We start from the raw sequence: 1,425 nt of genomic DNA, 5'->3' as shown, positions 1-1,425 counted from the left end.
TGCGTATTCCACGCCATTCGGCCACCCAGACCACGATTATCCGGCCACCTAATCCATGCTCATACGGCCGCCTGTTCCACAACCATTCCGCCGGGCAGTCGGAGCGGAGCGACGCAAGAGGCTGCATTATTACTCTGAGGGGGTAGTGTTCGTCAATTTGGCTTGCCGCTTTCTCATGGATTCACCCTTCAGATTAATGCGGTAGGCGTTGTGAATAAGGCGATCCAGAATGGCATCAGCCAGCGTAGGATCACCAATCACATCATGCCAGTGATCAACGGGGATTTGACTGGTGACAATGGTAGAACGCATGCCATGCCGATCATCAAGCAACTCCAATAGATCCCGGCGCTGTTCCGCTGCAAGTTTGGCCAACCCCCAGTCATCCAGAACCAGTAGATCTATCTTAGCGAAGGCCGTCATCAGCTTCGGGAAGCGGCCGTCGCCATGAGCCAGACTCAGCTCCTCGAACAACCGGGGTAGACGCAGGTATTGGGCGCTATAACCCTCGCGACAGGCCTTGTGCGCCAATGCACAGGCAATCCAGGTCTTACCGGCCCCGGTGGGACCGTTAATGATCAGGTTGAGGCCCTCCTTGACCCATTGGCAACTGCTCAATTGCAGCATCAGACCCTTGTCCAGCCCACGAGGGGTTCGGTAGTCAATATCCTCGATAGAGGCGTTATGTTTCAACTTGGCCTTACGCAACCGGGCTTGTAAGCGACGGTCATCTCTTTCCGTCATTTCCCGGTCAATGAGCAAGCCAAGACGCTCCTCGAAGGAGAGCAACTCGATATCAGGCATCTGCCCCTGTTCCATCAATGCCTTGTACATGCCAGTAAAACGCAGGGCCTGTAGTTTTTCCAAAGTGGGGTGATTCAACATAATGGGTTCTCCTGGTTGTGATCAGTGGTAATAGTCCGAGCCACGGATATTGTCGTGTTCGAGAGAGAGTTCGAGTTCCTGTTGCTGTGGGAGCGTTGAGCGGTCGAGGCCTTTGCGCAGAATCGATTCGATACTTTTGTAACTACAAGCACCAAGCGTTAGTGCCCGGCGGCAAGCCGCCTCCAGTCGCTCATCGCCATAGCCCTTGGTTAATCGCATGATGCCGAGACAAGAGCGAAAGCCCTGTTGCGGGTGGTTCCGGCGTTGCAGAATTTGTTGGATCAACCCAGCCGTGGCGGGCCCGGTCTGTTCTGCCCAGCGGACCAGCCGTTGCGGTGTCCATTCGGCATATTCACGGTGCGACTTTGGCATATGTTCAGGCGTGGTGGTATGGTGGCCTTTGACGGTGGAACGGACGTGGCTGGCGATACGCTCACCCTTGTGGAAACACTCCACCGTCGTAGCGGTAAAGCGGGCATCCAACTGCTTCTTTACCAGTTGATGAGGGACAGAGTAGTAGTGCCCCTCAATTTCGATGTG

The 1,425-nt window shown here is 55.0% G+C and carries 2 protein-coding genes; both read right to left on the bottom strand.

What is annotated here, in order from left to right; translation table 11 throughout:
- Positions 1-129 precede the first annotated feature (129 nt).
- On the bottom strand, positions 130-885 hold the full coding sequence (istB, locus tag NPX02_RS21105) for an IS21-like element helper ATPase IstB (RefSeq protein ID WP_260296038.1): 756 nt from the start codon (positions 883-885) through the stop codon (positions 130-132).
- Between the two features lie 21 nt (positions 886-906).
- Positions 907-1,425: Mu transposase domain-containing protein (locus tag NPX02_RS21100; protein ID WP_418067372.1), on the bottom strand; the 519-nt coding region annotated here is incomplete at its 5' end.

Source organism: Sedimenticola hydrogenitrophicus (assembly GCF_025175675.1).
Taxonomy (GTDB): Bacteria; Pseudomonadota; Gammaproteobacteria; order Chromatiales; family Chromatiaceae; genus Sedimenticola; species Sedimenticola hydrogenitrophicus.
The sequence above is the reverse complement of the archived record's forward strand: the minus strand, read 5'-3'. Positions and strand labels throughout refer to the sequence as shown.

Bases quoted from the DNA above. Each gene is read 5' to 3' on its own strand.
- istB (WP_260296038.1), bottom strand. From the start codon at position 885: ATGTTGAATCACCCCACTTTGGAAAAACTACAGGCCCTGCGTTTTACT.